A 19,018-nucleotide genomic window follows, 5' to 3' on the forward strand; every position below is an offset into this window, starting at 1 on the left:
AGGGTCGCTACGACCCTTGGCGGGTGTCCAGAGGGCAGAGCCCTTGGTGGGGTCCGGGGCAAAGCCCCGGGGAGCGCCCCTCACACCGGGATGCACAGCGCGGTCGGCACCAGCAGCGTGTCGTAGATGCAGCGGCGCGATGCCAGCTTCAGTGTGCCGTCCACGCGGCGGAATTCGTCCAGGAAGCTGCCGACCTGCAGGATGCGGGCATCGGGGCGGTCGGTCAGCACTTCGAACACGATGTAGTTGGCGCGGGCGGCGAAGCTGCCATCCGGGCGGGGTGGGTCCACGGCCAGGTTGGAGACCATGTGGCGCAGGTAGCGCGGGCCGAACATGGCGGTTTTCAGCAGGGCGAAGGCGCGGTCCTTCACCATGGCCTTGCCCTCGCAGTGGATGAGGCCCACGGGCAGGTTGCTGTCGAAGTTTTCCCGGCTGATGACGGAATAGAACCCGTCCTCGGTGAAGAACTCCACCCATTCCATCAGCTTCTGCGCGTCCAGCGTGGCGCAGTAGTCGGTGTTGAAGGCGTCGACTTCCGCGCGGAGAAGCAGGGCCGAGAGGCGCGGGTCCATCATGATGCTGTCCGGCATGGTCAGATCCCCATGACTTCACGCCAGTGGCGGTACATGGCGCGGATGGCGGATTCGGAGATGAGGGTGTCCGAGGTGCCCTCGGGTGTCGCGGGGTCCAGGGCGACGTAGTGTTCGCCGTCCGGCACGCGCAGCATGCCGTCCTGGACGAACTTCATGGCCTCATTGTCCTCCAGGCCCAGGAAGCCGGCGGGGCCCATCAGATTGCCCTGGCGCAGGCGGTGGGCGGTCATCTCGGGGGTGTCGCCCTCGAAGCCGAACATGGTCCATTTCATGATGAATTCGTTGGGGCCGGTCGGCACGATCTGGCGGATGCCCAGCGTGTTCATCTCCCGCTGGACGATCAGGTTCGGCCAGATGGTGGACATCGTGACGGACCATTCGCTGTCGAATTCGTCGAAGAAATCCATCATGCGCGGGTCTTCCAGCTTCATGCCGTCGTGGAAGGCGCGCATTTCCTTCTTGTCCTCCGCCGCGATCTTGGAGGGGTCGGATTTGGCGGAGCACATCACCCCGTGGCGGCCGCTGGGGTCGGCCAGCATCAGGCTGCGGTTGCCGGCCACCAGCAGGCCGAAGGCGACCAGGAAGGTGTGCAGCAAGGTGGCGTGATACGGGTCCTTCAGGTTCTCGTGATAGAGCTTCCAGTTACCCGGCAGGGTGTGGCGGTAGTGGCCCAGGATGACCAGCTTGCGGCCGTCGAAGGTCGCCTCGAACTCGCGCATCACCTCGGCGCCCAGATAGTCCTGCAGGCTTTCCATGTCCTCGGCATAGCTGGCGAAGACGACGCCGCGATGGGTGGTCACGGCCAGCTTGCGGGGGCCGTGGTCCTCCACCTTGAAGTCGGCCGGCATGCCGCCCTTGCCGGCAGCCCCGCGCCGGAACGGCACGCCCTGCAGGTTACCCTTCAGGTCATAGGTCCACTGGTGATAGGGGCAGACGAATTCCGGGACATTGCCCTTCAGCTCGCGGCAGAACTCGGCGGCGCGATGGGTGCAGCGGTTCTCGAACACATTGATGCTGCCGTCCTCGGCGCGCGAGACCACGACGGGGGTGGGCCCCACATGGCTGCGGATATAGTCGCCGCTGTTCGGGATCTCTGATTCGAGCGCAACGTAGTTCCAGGTGCGGCCCTTGAAGATGCGCTCCACCTCGCGCTCATAGATCCAGGGGTCGGTGTAGACCCAGTCCGGGATGCGGGTCAGGCCCTCGGCGGGCCAGGCATAGCGGCGGGAGAGGGTGAGGCCGCGGTTCTCCGCATGCGTGTCCATGGGCGGCTCCTCGGGCTCGTCGAGCCAGCGTGCTTGAGCAGGGATGGTGAGGGATTTGCGCGCCGCATGAATGGCTGCGGCGTCGTTCAGCGCGATGATGGCGGTGGGTCGGCCTTCGGCGTCGGCGGTCCAGTAGCAGGCGCCGGACCGGGCCACGCGGTCTGTGGCCAGCGGCATGCCCAGCATCTGGATGTTCACGCCGAACTGGTCGGACCAGAACCAGGGGGTTCGTAGCGGGGCAGGGGCGGCACCTGCGATGGAGCGGCCGGCGGCGGCCCCGGAATCCTCGGCGAATTGCCAGCTTTCCAGCCGCCGGTCGGCACCGCGGATGGGCGCGGGATAGGCCGCGCAGTCGCCCGCCGCCCAGATGCCGGGGATGGAGGTGCGCCCGGCCTCGTCGATCGCGATGGCGCCGGCCTTCAGCCTGCAGCCGGCGGCGGTGGCCAGCGCGGTTTCCGGCTCCAGCCCCACGCCCACCAGCACGGCGTCAGCTTCGAAGAACTCGTCGCCGGTGGAGACCAGCAGGGCGGCGCCATGCTGTGCGATGGACTGCACCGCCAGGCCGCGCCGCACCTCCACGCCATGGCTTTCGGCCAGCTGGCGGAAGGCCGCGCCGATGGGGGCGGGCAGCAGGCGGGCCATCAGCTCCGGCGCCTGTTCCAGCAGGGTGACGGCGACCCCCATCTTGCGCGCGGCGGAGGCCAGTTCGAGGCCGATGAAGCCGCCGCCGACCACGACCACGCGGCGTGCCTTGGCGAGGGCGTCGGCGATGCTGTCCGCGTCCTCTCGCGTGCGCAGATAATGCACGCCGCGCAGGTCGGCGCCCGGCACGGAAAGGCGCCGCGCCCGCCCGCCGGTCGCGATCAGCAGCGCGTCGTATTCCAGCACGGCGCCACCCGCGAGGGTGACACGGCCCCCGCCCAGGCTTTCGACCCGGCGGCCGAGATGCAGGTCGACCGATGTGGCCGCCGGGTCCAGGCAATCCGGGATGGCGGCGCCGGCGTCGAGCAGCGCCTCCTTCGACAAAGGCGGGCGCTCATAGGGCAGGTGGGGTTCCTCGCCCACCAGGGCGATCGGGCCGGCGAAACCTGCCTCCCGCGCTGCGCGGATGGCGGCGGCGGCGGCCTGGCCGGCGCCCACCACCACCAGGCGGCGGGTGGCGTCATGCGGCTCTGCCTGGGGGGTGGCGGTGGGGGCGGCCCGGCCGGGCTGGTCGAGATCGACCCAGATCTCGTCGCCCCGCGTCTCGGCGGCATAGGTCGGCAAGTTACGGCTGAGCGGGGCGCAGAGCGCGCGCCCGCTGCGGACATCGAAACGCCCCTGATGCAGCGGGCACTCGATCTGCCCGTTCTCCAGGAAGCCGTCCTTCATGAAGGCGAGCGCGTGGGTGCAGACGCCATGGGTGGCGAAGACCTCGCCATTCAGGCGGTACAGTGCCACCTCAGTCTCACCAAGGCGCACGCCGATGACCTGGTTTTCCGCCAGCGCCCCGGCAGGCGCCGCCAATTGCCACGCCATGCGCGGCCCTCCGTGCTTGCCCCTAGATGCTCAGTATATTGAGCATTTCGCCCCGGCGCTGCAACAGGCATTGCGCCGGGCCACATCCTCAGTATGCTGCCTAAACTGCACAACGGGATGGCAGAGAGGCAAGAATGGCTCAGGAACCGCTCGCCCAGCGCGGCAACATTCTCCACATCTACGACTTCCACGTGAAGGACGGCTTCCAGGAGGAGTTCATCCGCCTGTTCGAAGAGTTCGACTACGGCGACGACAACCCCATGCACAAATCCCCCGCCCAGCGGAAGGACGGCGTGCTGTGCCAGGACGCGACGGACAAGACGCGCTTCTTCCTGATCGCCGAATGGGCCAGCATCGAGGAACACGCGGCCATCCTGCCGGTGCTGAAGGACATGAAGCCCGAATTCATCAAGTACATCGAAGGCGGCCCCGCGGCCTTCAAGCCGCGCTACGTCAACGTGGTGTCCTCCACGCCGGACGAGATCCTGAACAAGGCGGGGTAGGGCGCGCTCCGGGGCTTTGCCCCGGGCCCCCCCACCGAGGGGCTCCGCCCTCTGGACACCCGCCAAGGGTCGTAACGACCCTTGGAACCCATGCGTCAACTGAAAAAGCCGGAGGGGGACGATGTCCCCTTCCGGCTTTTTCAGTCCCCGGTTTCCAAGGGCCTTTCGGCCTTTGGCGGGGTGCCGAGGGGCAGAGCCCCTCGGTGGGGGGGCCGGGGGCAAGGCCCCCGGAGAGCGCCCTTGCCAGCCTAGTGCGAGAACCGCCGCGTGCCGCCGTCCACGTGGATCACCTGGCCGGTGATGTAGCGGGCGCGCGGAGAGGCCAGGAACGCCACCAGCACGGCCAGGTCCTCGGGTTCGCCGATATAGCCCACGGGCACCTGGGTTTCGGCCCAGGCGCGGCGGGCTTCTTCCGTGGGCATGATGCGGTTGTCGATCTGCTCGGAGTGGATGCGTCCGGGCGGGATGGAATTCACTGTGATGCCGTCGCGGCCGAGCTGGCGCGACAGGGCCTTGGCCCAGATGTGCACCGCGCCGTTGGGCGCGTTGGCGGCGTTGACGTTGTGGGGCTCATCCTGGCCGGTCAGGTTGATGATGCGGCCGTACTGGCGTTCCTGCATGGCGGGCACCAGGGCGTGGGTGATGCGCAGCCCGGCGTGGAAGTTCAGCTCCATGGCTTCGGCCCAGACCTCGGGCGCGCCCAGGTCGGGCTGGGGGCGGCTGCCGCCGGCGTTGTTCACCAGGATGTCGCAGCAGCCGAAGCGTTCCAGCACCGCGTCGCGGATGCGCGTGGCGGCGGTGGGGTCGGTGATGTCTTCCTGAATGATCAGGGGCTCGGCGGCGGCGGGCAGTTCGGCGGCCAGGCTTTCCAGCAGGGGGCGGCGGCGGCCCAGAATGGCCAGCTTGCAGCCTTCCTCGGCCAGCATCTTCGCGATGGTGCGGCCCAGCCCCGCCGATGCCCCGGTGACGAGCGCCACGCGCCCTTGCAGCTTCAGATCCATGGCCAACCCCCGAATAGAAAACGCCCCGGAGGTTGCCCTCCGAGGCGTCGGTTGTGAACCGGGTTGGTCGAGTTACTCGGCCATCGCGGCGTTCTTGCCCTTGCGCAGGGAGGGCAGGGCCATCGCCAGCAGGGCGGCGGCACCGATGCCCAGCAGCGTGGCCGAGATCGGACGCTGCAGGAACACCATGGCGTCGCCACGGGACAGCAGCATCGCGCGGCGCAGGTGCTCTTCCATCATCGGGCCCAGCACGAAGCCGATCAGAAGCGGGGCGGCTTCCATGCGCAGCTTGTTGCAGAGGTAGCCGAAGACGGAGAACAGGATCGTCATGTACACGTCGAACACGTTGTTGTTCAGCGAGTACACACCGATCGAGCAGAACACCAGGATCGACGGGTACATGTACTTGTAGGGAACCTTCAGCAGGCTGACCCACATGCCGATCATCGGCAGGTTGATCACCAGCAGCATCAGGTTACCGACCCACATGGACGCGATCAGGCCCCAGAACAGGTCCGGCTGGGCCTCCACCATGCGGGGGCCGGGCTGGATGCCCTGGATGATCAGCGCGCCGACCATCAGCGCCATCACGGCGTTGGACGGGATGCCCAGCGTCAGCAGCGGGATGAAGCTGGTCTGCGCGGCCGCGTTGTTCGCGGACTCGGGACCGGCCACGCCCTCGATGGCGCCATTGCCGAACTGGTGGCGATAGCGGGAGAGCTTGCGCTCCATCATGTAGCTGCCGAAGGCCGCGAGCGACGCACCGCCACCCGGCAGGATGCCGAGCACGGAGCCCACCACCGTGCCGCGAAGCACCGGGGCGATGGAGCGCTTGAACTCCTCACGGGTCAGGTACAGGCTGCCCACCTTGGTGCTGAGCACCGAGCGGGCTTCCGGGCGTTCCAGGTTCAGCACGATCTCGGCGATGCCGAACATGCCCATGGCGACCGGCACGAAGCCGATGCCGTCGGACAGCTCAGGGATGCCGAAGGTGAAGCGCTGCTGACCCGTCTGCACGTCCGTGCCGACCAGGCCGAGCGCCACACCCACGACCACCATGCCGATGGCCTTCACGATGGAGCCCTGCGCCAGCACCGAGGCGATGATCAGGCCGAGCAGCATCAGCGAGAAGTAGTCGGCCGGGCCGAAGGACAGCGCCACCTGCGTCAGCAGCGGGCCGGAGGCCGCCACCAGCACCGTGGCGACGGTGCCCGCGAAGAAGCTGCCGAGGGCCGCGGTGGTCAGCGCGGCACCCGCGCGACCGTTGCGGGCCATCTTGTAGCCTTCGAGCGTCGTCACGACCGAGGAGACCTCACCCGGCAGGTTCAGCAGGATGGCGGTCGTGGAACCGCCGTACTGAGCGCCGTAGAAGATGCCCGCGAGCATGATGATGGCGGTGGTCGCCGACATGCCGAAGGTGATGGGCAGCAGCAGCGAGATGGTGGCCACCGGGCCGATGCCCGGCAGCACGCCGATGGCCGTGCCGATCAGTGCGCCGAGGAGCGCTGCGCCGAGGTTGGTGAAGCTGATCGCCACACCGAAACCATGCGCGAGGTTACCGATAAGAGTTTCCATGAACGTTCCCTCAGCCGGTCGGCCACAGGTTCACGCGGATATCCAGCTCGTAGATGAACACGAACCAGCACAGCGCGAGGAGAAACAGGGTGCACAGCAGGACGCCGAGAGGCTTGCTGGTGTGCTCACGCTCCGGCAGGCAGGAGGCGACGATGAGGCCGATCAGTGCCGCAAAGAAGCCAAATTGTTCCAGCAGAAGGGCGAAGATGGCCATGGAGACCATGATCATTCCCAGGAACCGCCAGCCCGGCGCGATGCTGAGCACCAGGAAGCCCACCAGGATGCCGCAGCCCAGCGAGTTGTAGCCGATGGCGAAGTAGCCACCCAGGCTGTGCAGCAGCCACCAGGCCGCGAAGCCCGCGACGATACCGCCGATGAAGGTGCCGATCTCGTCGGCCTTCCAGCGGTCCATCTTCTCGGGGCCGCTGGCGGTGCCGACCAGAACCACGCCGACGCCAAGCGCGATCTGCAGCCAGAACACGAGCCAAGGCATGTAGCCGGGACCCATCCGGCGGGCGCTACCCATCGTGTGCTCGGTGTTCAGCCAGAGGCCGATCGCCGCGAGCACGATAAAGAACACGCCCGAGGCGATGTCCCGTTGATTGATTTTCATCCTTTAGCCTTTCCCAGACCATCCAGCCCAAGGGAGCGCATCCCGCAATTGGAGGATGCGCCCGCTCGGGCTTAGCGGGTTTGCGCCATCATGCAAATCGTCTTGCGCGCGTCCAGCCCCAAGCGCAATGGGATTGCGAAAACCCATGCTGCGCCGCAACATTAAAAGGACTATTCCACACGGGCGCCGGAGGCTCTCACCACCGGACCCCACTTGTCCAGTTCGCGCCGCACAAATTCTTGGAATTCAGAGGCCTGCATCGCCTGCGCGGTGCCGCCGAGATCCCTGAACCGAAGCTGAATGTCTGGTTGGGACAAGATCGAACTCACCTCTCGGTTGAGGCGCTCTACAACCGCAGGCTGCATGCCCGCGGGGCCCGAAAGTCCGAACCAGCTGGTGCTCGCCAGGTCATAGCCCTGTTCACGCAGGGTCGGGATGTCCGGGAACAGGGGATGGCGCTCGGGACTCGCCATCCCGATGGCCCGGACGGAGCCCTGTCGCAGATGCGAAACGGATGAGGGCAGGCTGTCGCTCATCAGCGGCACCTGGCCGGCCAGGACCGCCGTCATGGCCGGGCCCGCGCCGCGGAACGGGATGTGGTTCACCGGCTTGCCCAGCAGCTGGCCCAGCATCACGATCAGCATGTGGTTGGAGGAACCGACGCCGGAACTGGCCATGTCGATTCCCTCGGCCGCCGCGCGGTGCACCCGTGCCACATCGGCCATGGTGCGGATTCCGCTGTCCTTGTTCGCGACGAATACCGAGGGGTTGGTCGTGATCATCGCGATGTGGGTGAAGTCCCGCATCACGTCATAGCGCAGGCCCGGATACAGGAAGGGAGCGATCGCCTGGCTGGCGATGTTGCTCAGCAATAGGGTCTGGCCATCAGGCGCGGATTGCTGGACGGCGATGCTGCCCACCGTCGCACCCGCACCCGCGCGGTTGTCGATGGTGACGGCCGCGCCCAGCTTCTCCGACAGGGGCGTGGCGATCAGCCTGGCCACCAGGTCGGTGCTGCCGCCGGGCGCGAAGGGCACGATCAGCTTGATGGGGCCGTTCGGAAAGCCGCCCTGCGCGCGCGCCAGGGAAGGCGCCGACAGCAACGGCAGAACCAGGCCGGAACGGGCGAGGAGCCCACGGCGCGCGATCTTGGACATTGGGTTACTCCCCGATTTATGCGCAACCTATCGCAGTCCCAGCTTGTACGATCAACCCTGCAAGTGACGGCTTCGGTATGACAATCTGGACTCCCGCCCCGAGGCGGCGGATACCCGGTGCCGGCATCACCGACGCGGGGCACCCATGGCGACCATCAATGACATCCAGGCCTTCCTCGACGAGAAGACCGCGGCCCTGGAGCCCCGGTTGATCGAGATCCGCCGCGACATCCACAGCCACCCGGAACTCGCCTTCCAGGAAGTGCGCACCGCCGGGATCGTCGCCGCCGAATTGGCCCGGATGGGAATCGAACACCGCACGGGCGTCGGCAAGACGGGCGTGGTGGGTGAGATCAAGGGCGGCCGCCCCGGTCCCACCATCGCCATCCGCGCCGACATGGACGCGCTGCCGATCCATGAGGAAACCGGCCAGGCCTTCGCCAGCCGCATCGACGGCCAGATGCATGCCTGCGGCCATGACATCCACACCACCACGCTGCTGGGCGCGGCCGAGGTGCTGAAGGAACTGGCCCCGCAGCTGGCCGGCACCATCCGCCTGATCTTCCAGCCGGCCGAGGAAGTGCTGGAAGGCGCGCCGGCCATGATCGCGGATGGCGCCGCGGATGGCCTGGACCTCGCCATCGGCTTCCACAACATGCCCGACATGCCGGTGGGCGAGTTCGGCTTCGTGCGCGGCGCGGCCCTGGCGGCGTCCGACCGCTTCGACATCACGGTGCAGGGCAAGTCGGGCCATGCCGCCCACCCCTATGCCGCCGTGGACCCCATCGTGGCCGCTGCCCACCTGTTGACGCAGCTGCAGACCGTGGTCAGCCGCGAACAGAAGGCCATCCACCCCTGCGTGGTCACGGTCGGCATGTTCCAGGGCGGCACCACCTACAACATCATCCCCGAGCGCGTGGCGCTGAAGGGCACCGTGCGCACCCTGCACAAGGAAGCGCGCGATGTGGCCGAGCAGGCGATCGCCCGGCTGTGCCAGGGCCTGGGCGAGGCGATGCGGGTGAAGGTCACGCTGGACTATCGCCGCATGGTGCCGTCGCTGATGAACGACGACAGCGTGATGGACCCCGCCATCGCCGCCGTGACGGATCATTTCGGAAAGCCCCTGCTGCAGCGCGAACCCTCCATGGGCGCCGAGGACTTCTCCGCCTTTGCCGACCGGGTGCCGAGCTTCCACCTGCTGGTGGGCGCGGGCGCGCCCGGCCGCGCTGACCGGCTGCACAACGCCTTCTACCAGCCGGACGAGGCCTGCATCGGCCTGGGCGTGCGGGCCCTGGCGCGGATCGTGACCGAGCGCCTGCGTTGAGCCACGCCATCGCGCGGCTGACGGCACCCGAGGTCGCGGCCCGGATCGCCGCCGGCGCCGCCATCCTGCTGCCCCTGGGCAGCACGGAGACCCATGGCCCCGCCGCCCCCATGGGCGACTACCTGCTGGCCGAGGCGATCGCCCTGGCCGGCGCCGAGGCCGCGAAGGCCGCCGGCGACGACGCGCTCGTGCTGCCCCCGCTGCCCTTCGGCGGCGAGGACTTCTTCCGCGGCGTGCCAGGCGGCATTTCCCTGACCCACGCCACCCTGTCGGGCGTGATCCGCGACAGCCTGGAATGCCTGCGCGCCGCCGGTGCCGGGCGCCTGCTGATCGTCAGCGGCCATGGCGGCAACATCCCCGCCATCGAGGAAGCCCAGCGCCGCTTCCGTGAGGCGCATGGTCAGGTCGTTCCGGTTCTGCATCTCTGGCGCGAGGTGACGCCGCTGCTCGCCGGCTTCGGCGTGCCGCCGGAGACCATCGGCCATGGCGGCAACCCGGTGCTGGGCACCGCGCTGCACCTGTTCCCCGAACTCTGCCGCCCCTGGGCGCTGGCGCCGCGCGCGGAGCCGGGCCAGCTGCTGGGCCATCCGGTTTCCGGCTTCGGCACGGTGCGGGTGGGGGGCGTCAATCTGGGCGTGCCGGTCACGATCCAGGAGATCGCGCCCGGCGGCACCCAGGCCACCGACCCGCGCGGCGCCACCGCCGCGCATGGGCAACACATCGTGGCGGCATTGGCCGCCGCCATCCGCGACGGCCTTGCCGCCATGAAGGAATACCCCGCATGAAGATCTGCGTGTTCGGAACCGGCGCCATCGGCAGCCACCTGGCCGGCCGCCTCGCCAAGGGCGGCGCGGAGCTGTCCGTCATCGCGCGCGGCTCGCAGCTGGCCGCGATCCGTGAGAAGGGCATCACCGTGCGCGCGCCCGACGGCGAGCTGCACTGCATGCCCCGCGCCGCCGCCGATCCCGCGGAGTTGGGCCCGCAGGACGCGGTGCTGGTCACCACCAAGCAGACCGCCCTGCCTTCCGTCGCCGGCACCATCGCGCCGCTGCTGGGGCCCGACACCAGCGTGGCCTTCGTCGTGAACGGCATTCCCTGGTGGTATTACGATTCCGAGGGCGGCCCGAACCAGGGCACCCGCCTGCCGCAGGTCGACCCCGGCGACGCGATGCGCAAGGCCGTGGGCATCGAGCGCACGCTGGGCGGCGTGGTGTGGTCGGCCTGCACCGTGACGGAGCCGGGGGTGGTGGAGGTGCGCAGCCCCACCTCGCGCCTGATCCTGGGTGAGCCCGACGGCACTGTCTCTGCCCGCGCGCAGGCGATCGCGGATATCCTGAAGGCCGGCGGGCTGGGCGCCAAGGCGGTGCCCGACATCCGCACGGAGCTGTGGGCCAAGCTGATCGGCAACCTGTCGCAGGGGCCGCTCTGCGTGCTGTCGCGGCAGGACATGAAGACGACGCTGGCCGACCCGGCGGTGCGCGAAGCCGCGCTGCGCAGCCTGAACGAATCCATCGCCATCGCGGCGGGTCTGGGCATCAAGCTGGAGATCAACGCCGAGGACCGCTTCGCCCGCAGCGTGAACACGGCGCACAAGCCGTCCATCCTGCAGGATCTGGAAGCGGGGCGGCCGATGGAGGTCGCGGCGATCTTCGACCTGCCGCTGCTGCTGGCGCGCCAGGCGGGGGTGGAGACGCCGACGCTGGACCTGTGCGTGGCGCTGGCGCGGCAGACCGCGGCGGCCGCGGGCCTGTACCAGGCGTGAGTGGACGGGGCGGCGCGTGCCGCCCCACCCTTGTCAGTTGGCGGAAATGCCGCCGCGCTGCACCGTCACGGTCGAGACCGAGCACAGGTCCACGCCGCGACGCTCGACCGAGCTGCCGTTCTCGAACACGGCGCGGAAGTCGTAGCGGCCGCCGGGGCGCGGCTGGAACGTCATCTGGCGGCCGGCCGGCAGGACGTTGCTGCCCAGGCGGTCATTGCCCCAGTTGGAGTTGTTGGAGCTGCTGAAATACAGCTCCATGATGGTGACGCCGGAGGCATTCGCCAGCGTGAAGGTGGTGTCGCACTGCGCGAAGGCCGGGGTGGCCGCGGCAGCCATCGCCGCGAAAGCGGAAGCGGCAAGGAAACGACGGAACATGTTGTTCTCCTGAAGGAAAGCCCAGTGCCTTGTGACGGCAGGCGGAACCCTCCCCGACCTCACCGGCGCGTGAGGAAATAGCACGGAGCCGCTTAAGTTATCGTTCCCATCGTCATTACTTTCAGGAAATATTGCGGCAAATCAATATATTGCGCCGCATCATTCGGCCGCATCCTTGGCCGGCGCCTCGGAATTCGCGGCCGCTGTCGGTTCATAGGCGGCGATGCGCGATTCCAGGGCGTGCTCGTCCGGGTTCTTGCTCAGCGCCTCCAGCATGCGGCGCGCCAGCATGTCGGCGGTCAGGTCTTCCGTGACGGCGGAAAGCGCCACGGCCATGCCCATGCGCCGTTCCAGCGCCGTGCGCAGCTCCATGCCGCCCAGGCTGTCGAGGCCGAGGCCGGGTAGCGGCGCGTCTGCGGCGATGGAGGAGGCGGGCATGCGCAGGATGCGCCCCAGCTCACCCCGGACCGCGTCGCGCAGCACGGGCAGGGCCTCGGCTTCCGGCAGGCCGCGCACACGATCGGCCAGATCCGCGCCCTCGCCCTCCGCCTCGGCGGGCAGGCCGCCGATCACGGCCTCGAACACCGGCTCCTTCAGCACGGGAAGCAGGCCCGAAGCCTGGCGCCACTGGATGCGCGCGACGCCCGCCACGGGCAGGCCGCTGTCCAGAATGGCCGGCAGGGCCGCCAGGTACTGGGCCGCCGGCAGCGCCACGGCGCCCAGGCGCCGCGCCAGCCCGGCGGCGGTGGTGGCATCGGCCGCCAGCACGCCGGTATCCAGCACCGGGCCCCAGCCCACGGTCAGCGCGGCGCGGCCCATCGCCTGGCGGCGGCGGGCGAGCGCCTCAAGCCCGGCATTGGCCGCGACATAGGCGGCCTGGCCGGGGCTGCCGACCGGCACGGTGGCGGAGCCGAACATCAGGAACAGCCCCACCGGGTCCTCGGCGGTCAGCGCATCGAGCTGCTCGGCCACCAGCAGCTTGGCCTCCATCACGCGTGCCACGCGGGCGGCATCCAGTGCCGCGGCGGTGCCGTCGTCGAACACGGCGGCCGCATGCACCACGGTGGTGATCGGGCCCATCTCGGCGCGGATGGCGGCCAGGGTGGCGGCCAATGCGATGCCGTCGGTCGCGTCCACCGCGAAGGCGCGCGCGCCCTCACCCAGCGCGGCCAGGGCATCGGCGGCACCGGGCGTCGCCTCGCCCCGGCGGGACAGCAGCGCCAGGCGCGGCGCGCCCTGCGACCGCAGCCAGCGCGCGGCGGCATGGCCGAAGCCCTGCATGCCGCCCACCACCACGGCCACGCCCCCGGCGGGCTGCCAGGCCACGGCCGCGCGGCCTTCGGCCTCGGGCGGCGGCATGATGACCAGCTTGCCGATATGGCTGCTGGCCTGCAGCGCGCGGAAGGCGGCATCCGCTTCCTCGGCGGGCTTCACGGCGAAGGGCAGGGGCTGGAAGGCCCCCGTCTCCAGCCGTTCCGCGATGCCGGCCAGCAGGCGGGCGGCCACGGCCGGCCGGGCGCGCGGCAGCTCGTCCACGTCCACCGCGAAATAGCTGACATTGCGCCGCATCGGGCGCAGCGCCACGCGTCGGTTCTCGGCATAGTCGCGCTTGCCCAGTTCGATGAAGCGCCCGAAGGGCTTCATCAGCGACAGGGTGCGTTCCATCGCCTCCCCGGCCAGGGAGTTCAGCGCGATATCCACCCCCGCTATGCCGGCCGCGCGCAGGGCGTCGGCAAAGCCGGGGTCGCGGCTGTCCAGCACCAGCTCGGCGCCGGCTTCCCGCAGGAAGGCGCGCTTGGCGGGGCTGCCGGCGGTGGCCACCACGCGGGCCCCGGCATTCAGCGCCACCTGCAGCGCGGCCAGGCCCACGGCCCCTGCGCCACCATGGATCAGCACGACCTCATCGGGTTCGATCCGCGCCATTTCCTCCAGCGCATACACCGCTGTCATGAAGGCGACGGGCACGGTGGCGGCGGCGGCGGGCGGCAGATGCGCGGGGCGGCGCACCAGCGCATCGGCACGCGTCTGCACCCGGCCGGCGATGGCGCGCGGCGCGAAGCCGAACACCGCATCCCCGACCTTCCAGGGCGAGCCGGGCGGCACGGCCGTGACCACGCCCGACATCTCGATACCCAGGCCCGGCCCCGCGAAGCCCGGCAGCAGGGTTTCCTCGGGCAGCAGGCCCTGGGCCCACATCACGTCGCGGAAATTGAGGCCGGCGGCCTCGACCCGGACCAGAACGGTCTCGGGTCCAGGCTCCGGCGCCTCGGGCATCGGCACCCAATGCAGGGAGGACAGCTGGCCCGGATGGGCCACCGCCAGCATGCGCGGGCCGGGGGCGGGGGGCGCGGGCGGCAGGCCCTGCGCCAGGCGCGGCACCAGCCGCCCGGCCTGCGCCAGGGTGACTTCGGCCTCGGGCTCATTCTCGGCCAGCAGTTCCGCCAGCAGGCGGCGGGGGCCGCTGCCTTCCGGCAGGTCGCGCGCCATGTCGATGCGGCGCAGCTTCAGCGACGGCATCTCATTGGACAGCACGCGCGCCATGGCCAGGGCGGCGGCGGTGGCCGGCCCGTCCTCGGCCCCGAGCGTGACCAGCCGCATGGCAGCCGCGCTGCCCTGGGCGGCTGCGGCCAGATGCGCGGTGGCGGTCAGCGCCGCCGCCAGATCGGGCAGTGAGGGATCCAGCATCACGACCAGATGCGCGCCCTGCATCGCGCGGGGGGCGATGTCCGCGGCGCGGCCCAGCTCGGCGGGGCCCGCCAGCAGCTCGATCCCGCGTGACTGCATGGCCTGGGCCAGGGCGGCGCGGGCCGGCATGGCGCCGGCATCGGCCAGCAGCATGAAGCGTCGGGCGGGCAGGGGCGGGCGGGCCGCCAGGGCGGGGGCCGCGTGGCCCGCCAGCAGCACGGCCGGCAGCACGGAGGAGACGCAGCGCCGAACCTGCGCGGCCTGCCATCCGGCTTCGGCCAGCATCTCGGTCCAGCCATCCTCGCCGGGCGGGCTGGCCCAGCCGCTGTCGCGGCCCAGCGTGAAGTCCCACAACGCGCCGGGCAGGGCCTCGGCCAGCAGCAGGGCGCCGCCGGGCGCCACGGCCTGGCGCAGCGCCACCAGCAGGCCGGGCGCATCATGCAGGCGCAGGCTGGGCAGCATGCCCACCACCAGATCCGCCTGCAGCGGCGCGGCCTCCTGCCCCAGCGGGTTCCACACGGAGGTGGCGAACTCCACCCCCTCGCCCGGGGCCTGGGGCGGGCGGCCTTCCGGCAGGGCGGCGGCGTGCAGGATCACGCGCCGGCCGGTCGCGGCGAGCGCCGCGCCCAGGCGGCGGGTCAGCGGCCCGGGGCCGGCGCCTACCTCCAGAACGCGCAGCGGCCGTCCGGCCGGCCATTCCTGCGCCAGCCGGGAAGCACCCTCGGCCAGCAGCCCGGCCAGGGTCTCGAAGCTCGCGCTCTCGGGCGAGGGCCAGGCGCCGACTCCCTCGGCGGCGGCGGCCAGCCAGGCGAGCTCATGCGCCAGTGCCGGCTGTTCGAGCAGGACCTGGCGCCAGATGTCGGCGCGCGGCGGCAGCTCGCCGGACTCATCCTCGGCGGCGGCCACATAGCCTTCCAGCAGCAGCGCGGTTTCCGTCTGCTCCGCCGCTTCATCCTCTGCCGCCAGCGTGTCGAACACGGACGTGATGTCCAGCGCGGGCGCGGTTTCCGCCAGGGGAGAGGCGGCGGGCAGCGCCGGCATCATCCGCAGGTGGAAGATATCCTGGCCCGGGTCGGCGCGGTGCGGCAGGCGAAGCTTCTGCACCCAGCAGCCTTCCAGCACCGCCACCGGCTGGCGCGCGGCGTCGCGCAGCACCAGGTCGGCCGAGGCGGAGCGTTCGCCGCGCACCGTCAGGCGGATGTCGGCACTGGCGGCGGGCGTGCCGCGCCGGACCACCAGCCGCGTCATGCGCACCGGCACGAAACCGTGCCCGGCCTCGATGCCGCCATCCTCCAGCAGCCCGATCATGCCCTGCATCGCGCCGTCCAGCCGCACGGGGTGCAGCAGGAAGGGCTCGTCGTCCGGTGCCTCGGGCGGCAGGTCGAATTCGGCGCGGGCATGGCGCTCCGCGGCCTCGATCGCCAGCCGCGCCACCGGGCGGAAGGCGGGGCCGTAGTCGAGCCCGGCATAGGAGGCGGCAGCGACCAGATGCTCCGTCGTGATGACGCGGCTCGCCTCGGCGGGCAGGGGTTCGGGGGCGGAGGGCAGTCGGGGCACCTCGGCCACGCGGCCGCGCGCGTGCAGGCTCCAGGGCTCGTCAGAGAGGCGACGGCGGGATTCCAGGGTGAACTGGCCCTCGTCGTCCAGCCGGCTGCGCAGCTCCCGCAGGCGGTCCTTCTCCAGCGGCAGGGCGCGCATGATGATGAATTCGCTGACTTCCAGCGCCGGCGCGTCCGGATGGCGGGCGGCGCCTGCGGCCAGCGCCATCTCCAGCATGCCGGCGGCGGGGAAGACCGGGTCGCCCGCCAGCTTGTGGTCGGCCAGCCAGGGTTCCACCGTCAGGTCCAGGTGGCGGATCCATTCGCGCGCGTCGGCGCCCTGGCGGAAGCCCAGCAGCCGGTGATCGCGCCTGGGGTCGGTATAGCGCAGGCGTTCCGCCGTGCGCGGCACGGGGGTCGGCACGCGCTCCAGCGGGGCGGCGGGCAGGCCGCGCCGCAGGGCGGGGCCGTCGAAATGGGCGGCGGCGCGCGGGTCCGCGCCCTGCACCGTGGCGCGATCCGCGATCTGCGGGAACGGGTCGCCGGCGACGTCGCGCTTGGAGAGGGTGACGCCGAAGCCCGCCTCGCTGCCCGCGTTGCGCAGCCCTTCCCGCAGATAGGATTGCAGGACCGGGTTGGGGCCGATTTCCAGGAACAGGGCGGGCTGGCTGTCCAGCGCCTGGCCCAGCGCCGCCGAGAAGCGCACAGGCTCCCGCAGGTTGCGCCACCAATAGGCGGGGGTGCATTCCTCGGGCGCCAGCAATTCGCCGGTGACGGTGGAGATGAAGGGCAGGCGCGCCTTGCGCCCCTTCAGGCCGCGCAGGTCCTTCAGCAGCCCCGCCCGCACCGGGTCCATGGTCGAGGAATGGAAGGCGTAGTCGAGGCCGAGGGGGATATAGCTCCAGCGGTGCTCGCGCGCCGCGGCATCCAGCCGGGCGAGGGCCGCCGGCGGGCCCGCCACCGTGATGGCGCCGGGCGCGTTGATCGCCGCGATTTCCAGCGGTGCCTCGCCGGGCAGGGAGCAGGCATCGAGCACGGGGGCGGCCTGTTCGGCGCCCGCGCCGAGGGCGGCCATGCGGCCCTGGCCGCGCGTCATGTGCTGGTGATGGCTGCGCGCCACGATCAGCTTGCAGGCGGCAGGCAGGGTCAGCATGCCGCTGGCCCAGGCGGCCGCGACCTCACCCACGGAATGGCCCATCACCAGGCTGGGCTCGATGCCCTGCTCGGCCAGGGCCGCGACGATGCCGACCTGCGCCGCGAACAGCAGCGGCTGGGCATGGTCGGTGGCGGCCACCATGGCGTCGTCCACGCCCTGGGCCATGGCCCGCGCCACGGACCAGCCGAGCAGCGGCTTCAGGTGGCGGTCGGCTTCCTTCACGGCGGCGCGGAAGGCCGCGTTGCGCAGCATGGCGGCCTGCGCCATCCCGGCCCATTGCGCGCCGTTGCCGCTGAACACGAAGGCCACGCCGCGCCCGCGCGGGGCGCTGCCCTGGGCGATGTCGGGCACGGTCTGTTGTGCGGCGAAGCCCGCCAGGCGTTCCGACAGCTCGGCCGGGGTGGCGGCGCGCAGCGCCAGGCGCTGGGGCAGCCAGTCCCGGTGGCGCAGCTGGGCGCGGATCAGCCCGGCGGCCTCGGGCGCGGAGGCGCCGTCCAGCCTTTGCGCCCACAGCCCGGCCAGGCCGCGCAGCGCGCCCTCGCTGCGGGCGGAGAGCAGCAGCGGCGGCAGGCCGCGCCGCGCGGCGGCGGGCGCGCGCTTCGCGGCCTCCGGGCCGCGCGTGACCAGCACGCCGGCATTGGTGCCGCCGAAGCCGAAGCTGTTCACGCCCAGCACCGCATCCTCGCGCCCCGGCAGGGGCTGCGGGCGGCGCGCGGCCACCTTCATGTTCAGGCCGCGGAAGTCGATATGCGGGTTGGGCTTCTCGAAGTTGATGCTGGGCGGCACCTGGCCGTGCCGCAGGATCAGCAGCGCCTTGGCCAGCCCCACCAGGCCGGAGGCGGCCTCGGTATGGCCGATATTGGTCTTGGCGGAGCCGATCAGCAGCGGCTTCTCGCCCGCCCGGCGGGCGGACAGCGCGGCGGCGATGGCATGCGCCTCGATCGGGTCGCCGGCGGCGGTGCCGGTGCCGTGCGCCTCGTAGTAGCGGATGCGGGCGGGGTCGACGCCGGAACGGTCCAGCAGCGAGGAGATCAGCGCCGATTGCGCCTTCTGGTTCGGCAGGGACAGGCCGATGGTGCGGCCGGCCGCGTTCACGTTGCTGGCCAGGATCACGCCATGCACCGTGTCGCCGTCGGCCAGCGCCCGGTCCAGCCGCTTCAGCACCACCACCACGCCGCCCTCGGCGCGGACATAGCCGTCCGCCCGCGAATCGAACGCATGGCAGCGCCCGGTGGGCGACAGCATGGAAGCCCGCGCGAAGCCGCCGAAGGGGAAGGGGCTGAGCAGCATGTTCACGCCGCCCACCACGGCGGCGGGGATGTTGCCGGCCGCCAGGGCCTCCGCCGCGTGATGCAGGGCCACCAGGGCCGAGGAGCAGGCCGTGTCGATGGTCATCGCCGGCCCGTGCAGGTCGAAGATGTTGGTGACGCGGTTGGCGATGATGGACAGCGCCGCGCCCGTCATCATGTAGCGGTCGGCGCTGGCGGCATCGAATTGCCGCAGGTCGCTGTGGTCGGTCGTGCTGGCGCCGATATAGACGCCGAGATCCTGGCCCGCGACGCTGGCTTCCGGCCAGCCCGCATCCTCGAAGGCCTCACGCACCAGTTCCAGGATCAGGCGCTGCTGCGGGTCCGATTCAGCGGCCTCACGCGGGGAGAGGCCGAAGGCCGCGGCATCGAAATCATGCACCTCGCCCAGCGTGCCGGCGGCGAAGGTATAGCCGCGCCCGGGCTCTCCGCGCCGGGGGTGGTGCCAGAAGGGAATGCTGAAACGGTCGGCCGGCACGGTGGTGACGGCATCCCGCCCCTCGGCCAGCAATTGCCAGAAAGCCTGCGCGTCCGGCGCGCCCGGCAGACGGCAAGCGAGCCCGACAACCGCCACGGCATCGGCCGGGAGGGGGGCGCGGGGACCGCCAGGGGGGGAGCCTGAGGTCATGGGCTGATTGTGCCGCCG

The 19,018-nt window shown here is 70.9% G+C and carries 12 protein-coding genes; 4 read left to right on the forward strand and 8 right to left on the reverse strand.

What is annotated here, in order from left to right; translation table 11 throughout:
• Nucleotides 1-80: 80 nt before the first annotated feature.
• Entirely contained in the window at nucleotides 81-590 is a 510-nt protein-coding gene (locus tag EOD42_RS11925) for an aromatic-ring-hydroxylating dioxygenase subunit beta (protein WP_127787738.1), read from the reverse strand.
• A 2-nt stretch (nucleotides 591-592) separates the two neighbouring features.
• Nucleotides 593-3,376 (reverse strand): FAD-dependent oxidoreductase, encoded by a 2,784-nt coding sequence (locus EOD42_RS11930; protein WP_127787739.1) that lies wholly within the window; start codon nucleotides 3,374-3,376, stop codon nucleotides 593-595.
• Between the two features lie 134 nt (nucleotides 3,377-3,510).
• On the opposite strand from EOD42_RS11930, the gene EOD42_RS11935 reads away from it, so the two are divergent.
• Nucleotides 3,511-3,879: a putative quinol monooxygenase gene (locus EOD42_RS11935; protein WP_127787740.1), complete on the forward strand. Its 369-nt coding sequence runs from the start codon at nucleotides 3,511-3,513 to the stop codon at nucleotides 3,877-3,879.
• A gap of 248 nt (nucleotides 3,880-4,127) precedes the next feature.
• Here the strand turns inward: EOD42_RS11935 and EOD42_RS11940 are convergent, their stop codons facing one another.
• The 4 genes from EOD42_RS11940 to EOD42_RS11955 form a co-directional block, all read right to left on the reverse strand.
• Complete coding sequence (locus EOD42_RS11940) at nucleotides 4,128-4,880, reverse strand: SDR family oxidoreductase (protein WP_127787741.1); 753 nt, start codon at nucleotides 4,878-4,880, stop codon at nucleotides 4,128-4,130.
• Nucleotides 4,881-4,952: 72 nt separating this feature from the next.
• Complete coding sequence (locus tag EOD42_RS11945; protein ID WP_127787742.1) at nucleotides 4,953-6,455, reverse strand: tripartite tricarboxylate transporter permease; 1,503 nt, start codon at nucleotides 6,453-6,455, stop codon at nucleotides 4,953-4,955.
• A 10-nt stretch (nucleotides 6,456-6,465) separates the two neighbouring features.
• Nucleotides 6,466-7,068, reverse strand: coding sequence for a tripartite tricarboxylate transporter TctB family protein (locus EOD42_RS11950; protein WP_127787743.1), 603 nt, complete (start codon nucleotides 7,066-7,068; stop codon nucleotides 6,466-6,468).
• Nucleotides 7,069-7,238: 170 nt separating this feature from the next.
• Nucleotides 7,239-8,225: a Bug family tripartite tricarboxylate transporter substrate binding protein gene (locus tag EOD42_RS11955; RefSeq protein WP_127787744.1), complete on the reverse strand. Its 987-nt coding sequence runs from the start codon at nucleotides 8,223-8,225 to the stop codon at nucleotides 7,239-7,241.
• A gap of 145 nt (nucleotides 8,226-8,370) precedes the next feature.
• Between EOD42_RS11955 and EOD42_RS11960 the strand changes: the two genes are divergently transcribed.
• The 3 genes from EOD42_RS11960 to EOD42_RS11970 are packed head-to-tail and all read left to right on the forward strand — an operon-like array spanning nucleotide 8,371 to nucleotide 11,311.
• Nucleotides 8,371-9,549 carry a M20 metallopeptidase family protein gene (locus tag EOD42_RS11960; RefSeq protein ID WP_127787745.1) on the forward strand — a complete coding sequence of 393 codons (1,179 nt, stop codon included), beginning with the start codon at nucleotides 8,371-8,373 and terminating at the stop codon, nucleotides 9,547-9,549.
• On the forward strand, nucleotides 9,546-10,334 hold the full coding sequence (locus tag EOD42_RS11965) for a creatininase family protein (RefSeq protein ID WP_164867902.1): 789 nt from the start codon (nucleotides 9,546-9,548) through the stop codon (nucleotides 10,332-10,334). Before EOD42_RS11960 ends, EOD42_RS11965 begins: the two co-directional genes overlap by 4 nt.
• A complete protein-coding gene (locus EOD42_RS11970) occupies nucleotides 10,331-11,311 on the forward strand; it encodes a ketopantoate reductase family protein (protein ID WP_127787747.1) in 981 nt (326 codons plus the stop codon). The genes EOD42_RS11965 and EOD42_RS11970 overlap by 4 nt, the downstream gene beginning before the upstream one ends.
• A gap of 33 nt (nucleotides 11,312-11,344) precedes the next feature.
• Here the strand turns inward: EOD42_RS11970 and EOD42_RS11975 are convergent, their stop codons facing one another.
• Together EOD42_RS11975 and EOD42_RS11980 are read right to left on the reverse strand one after the other, a co-directional pair.
• The gene (locus EOD42_RS11975) at nucleotides 11,345-11,686 is read right to left on the reverse strand and encodes a hypothetical protein (protein WP_127787748.1); all 342 of its coding nucleotides are present in this window, start codon (nucleotides 11,684-11,686) and stop codon (nucleotides 11,345-11,347) included.
• A gap of 159 nt (nucleotides 11,687-11,845) precedes the next feature.
• Nucleotides 11,846-19,000, reverse strand: a complete 7,155-nt coding sequence (locus EOD42_RS11980) for a type I polyketide synthase (RefSeq protein WP_164867903.1) — start codon at nucleotides 18,998-19,000, stop codon at nucleotides 11,846-11,848.
• Between the last annotated feature and the right edge of the window lie 18 nt (nucleotides 19,001-19,018).

Source organism: Rhodovarius crocodyli (genome assembly GCF_004005855.1).
GTDB classification, from domain to species: Bacteria; Pseudomonadota; Alphaproteobacteria; order Acetobacterales; family Acetobacteraceae; genus Rhodovarius; species Rhodovarius crocodyli.

Excerpts from the sequence above, each read along its gene's own strand:
- EOD42_RS11925 (WP_127787738.1), bottom strand. The coding sequence starts at position 590 with ATGCCGGACAGCATCATGATGGACCCGCGCCTCTCGGCCCTGCTTCTC.
- EOD42_RS11930 (WP_127787739.1), bottom strand. The coding sequence starts at position 3,376 with ATGGCGTGGCAATTGGCGGCGCCTGCCGGGGCGCTGGCGGAAAACCAG.
- EOD42_RS11935 (WP_127787740.1), top strand. The coding sequence starts at position 3,511 with ATGGCTCAGGAACCGCTCGCCCAGCGCGGCAACATTCTCCACATCTAC.
- EOD42_RS11940 (WP_127787741.1), bottom strand. The coding sequence starts at position 4,880 with ATGGATCTGAAGCTGCAAGGGCGCGTGGCGCTCGTCACCGGGGCATCG.
- EOD42_RS11945 (WP_127787742.1), bottom strand. The coding sequence starts at position 6,455 with ATGGAAACTCTTATCGGTAACCTCGCGCATGGTTTCGGTGTGGCGATC.
- EOD42_RS11950 (WP_127787743.1), bottom strand. The coding sequence starts at position 7,068 with ATGAAAATCAATCAACGGGACATCGCCTCGGGCGTGTTCTTTATCGTG.
- EOD42_RS11955 (WP_127787744.1), bottom strand. The coding sequence starts at position 8,225 with ATGTCCAAGATCGCGCGCCGTGGGCTCCTCGCCCGTTCCGGCCTGGTT.
- EOD42_RS11960 (WP_127787745.1), top strand. The coding sequence starts at position 8,371 with ATGGCGACCATCAATGACATCCAGGCCTTCCTCGACGAGAAGACCGCG.
- EOD42_RS11970 (WP_127787747.1), top strand. The coding sequence starts at position 10,331 with ATGAAGATCTGCGTGTTCGGAACCGGCGCCATCGGCAGCCACCTGGCC.
- EOD42_RS11975 (WP_127787748.1), bottom strand. The coding sequence starts at position 11,686 with ATGTTCCGTCGTTTCCTTGCCGCTTCCGCTTTCGCGGCGATGGCTGCC.
- EOD42_RS11980 (WP_164867903.1), bottom strand. The coding sequence starts at position 19,000 with ATGACCTCAGGCTCCCCCCCTGGCGGTCCCCGCGCCCCCCTCCCGGCC.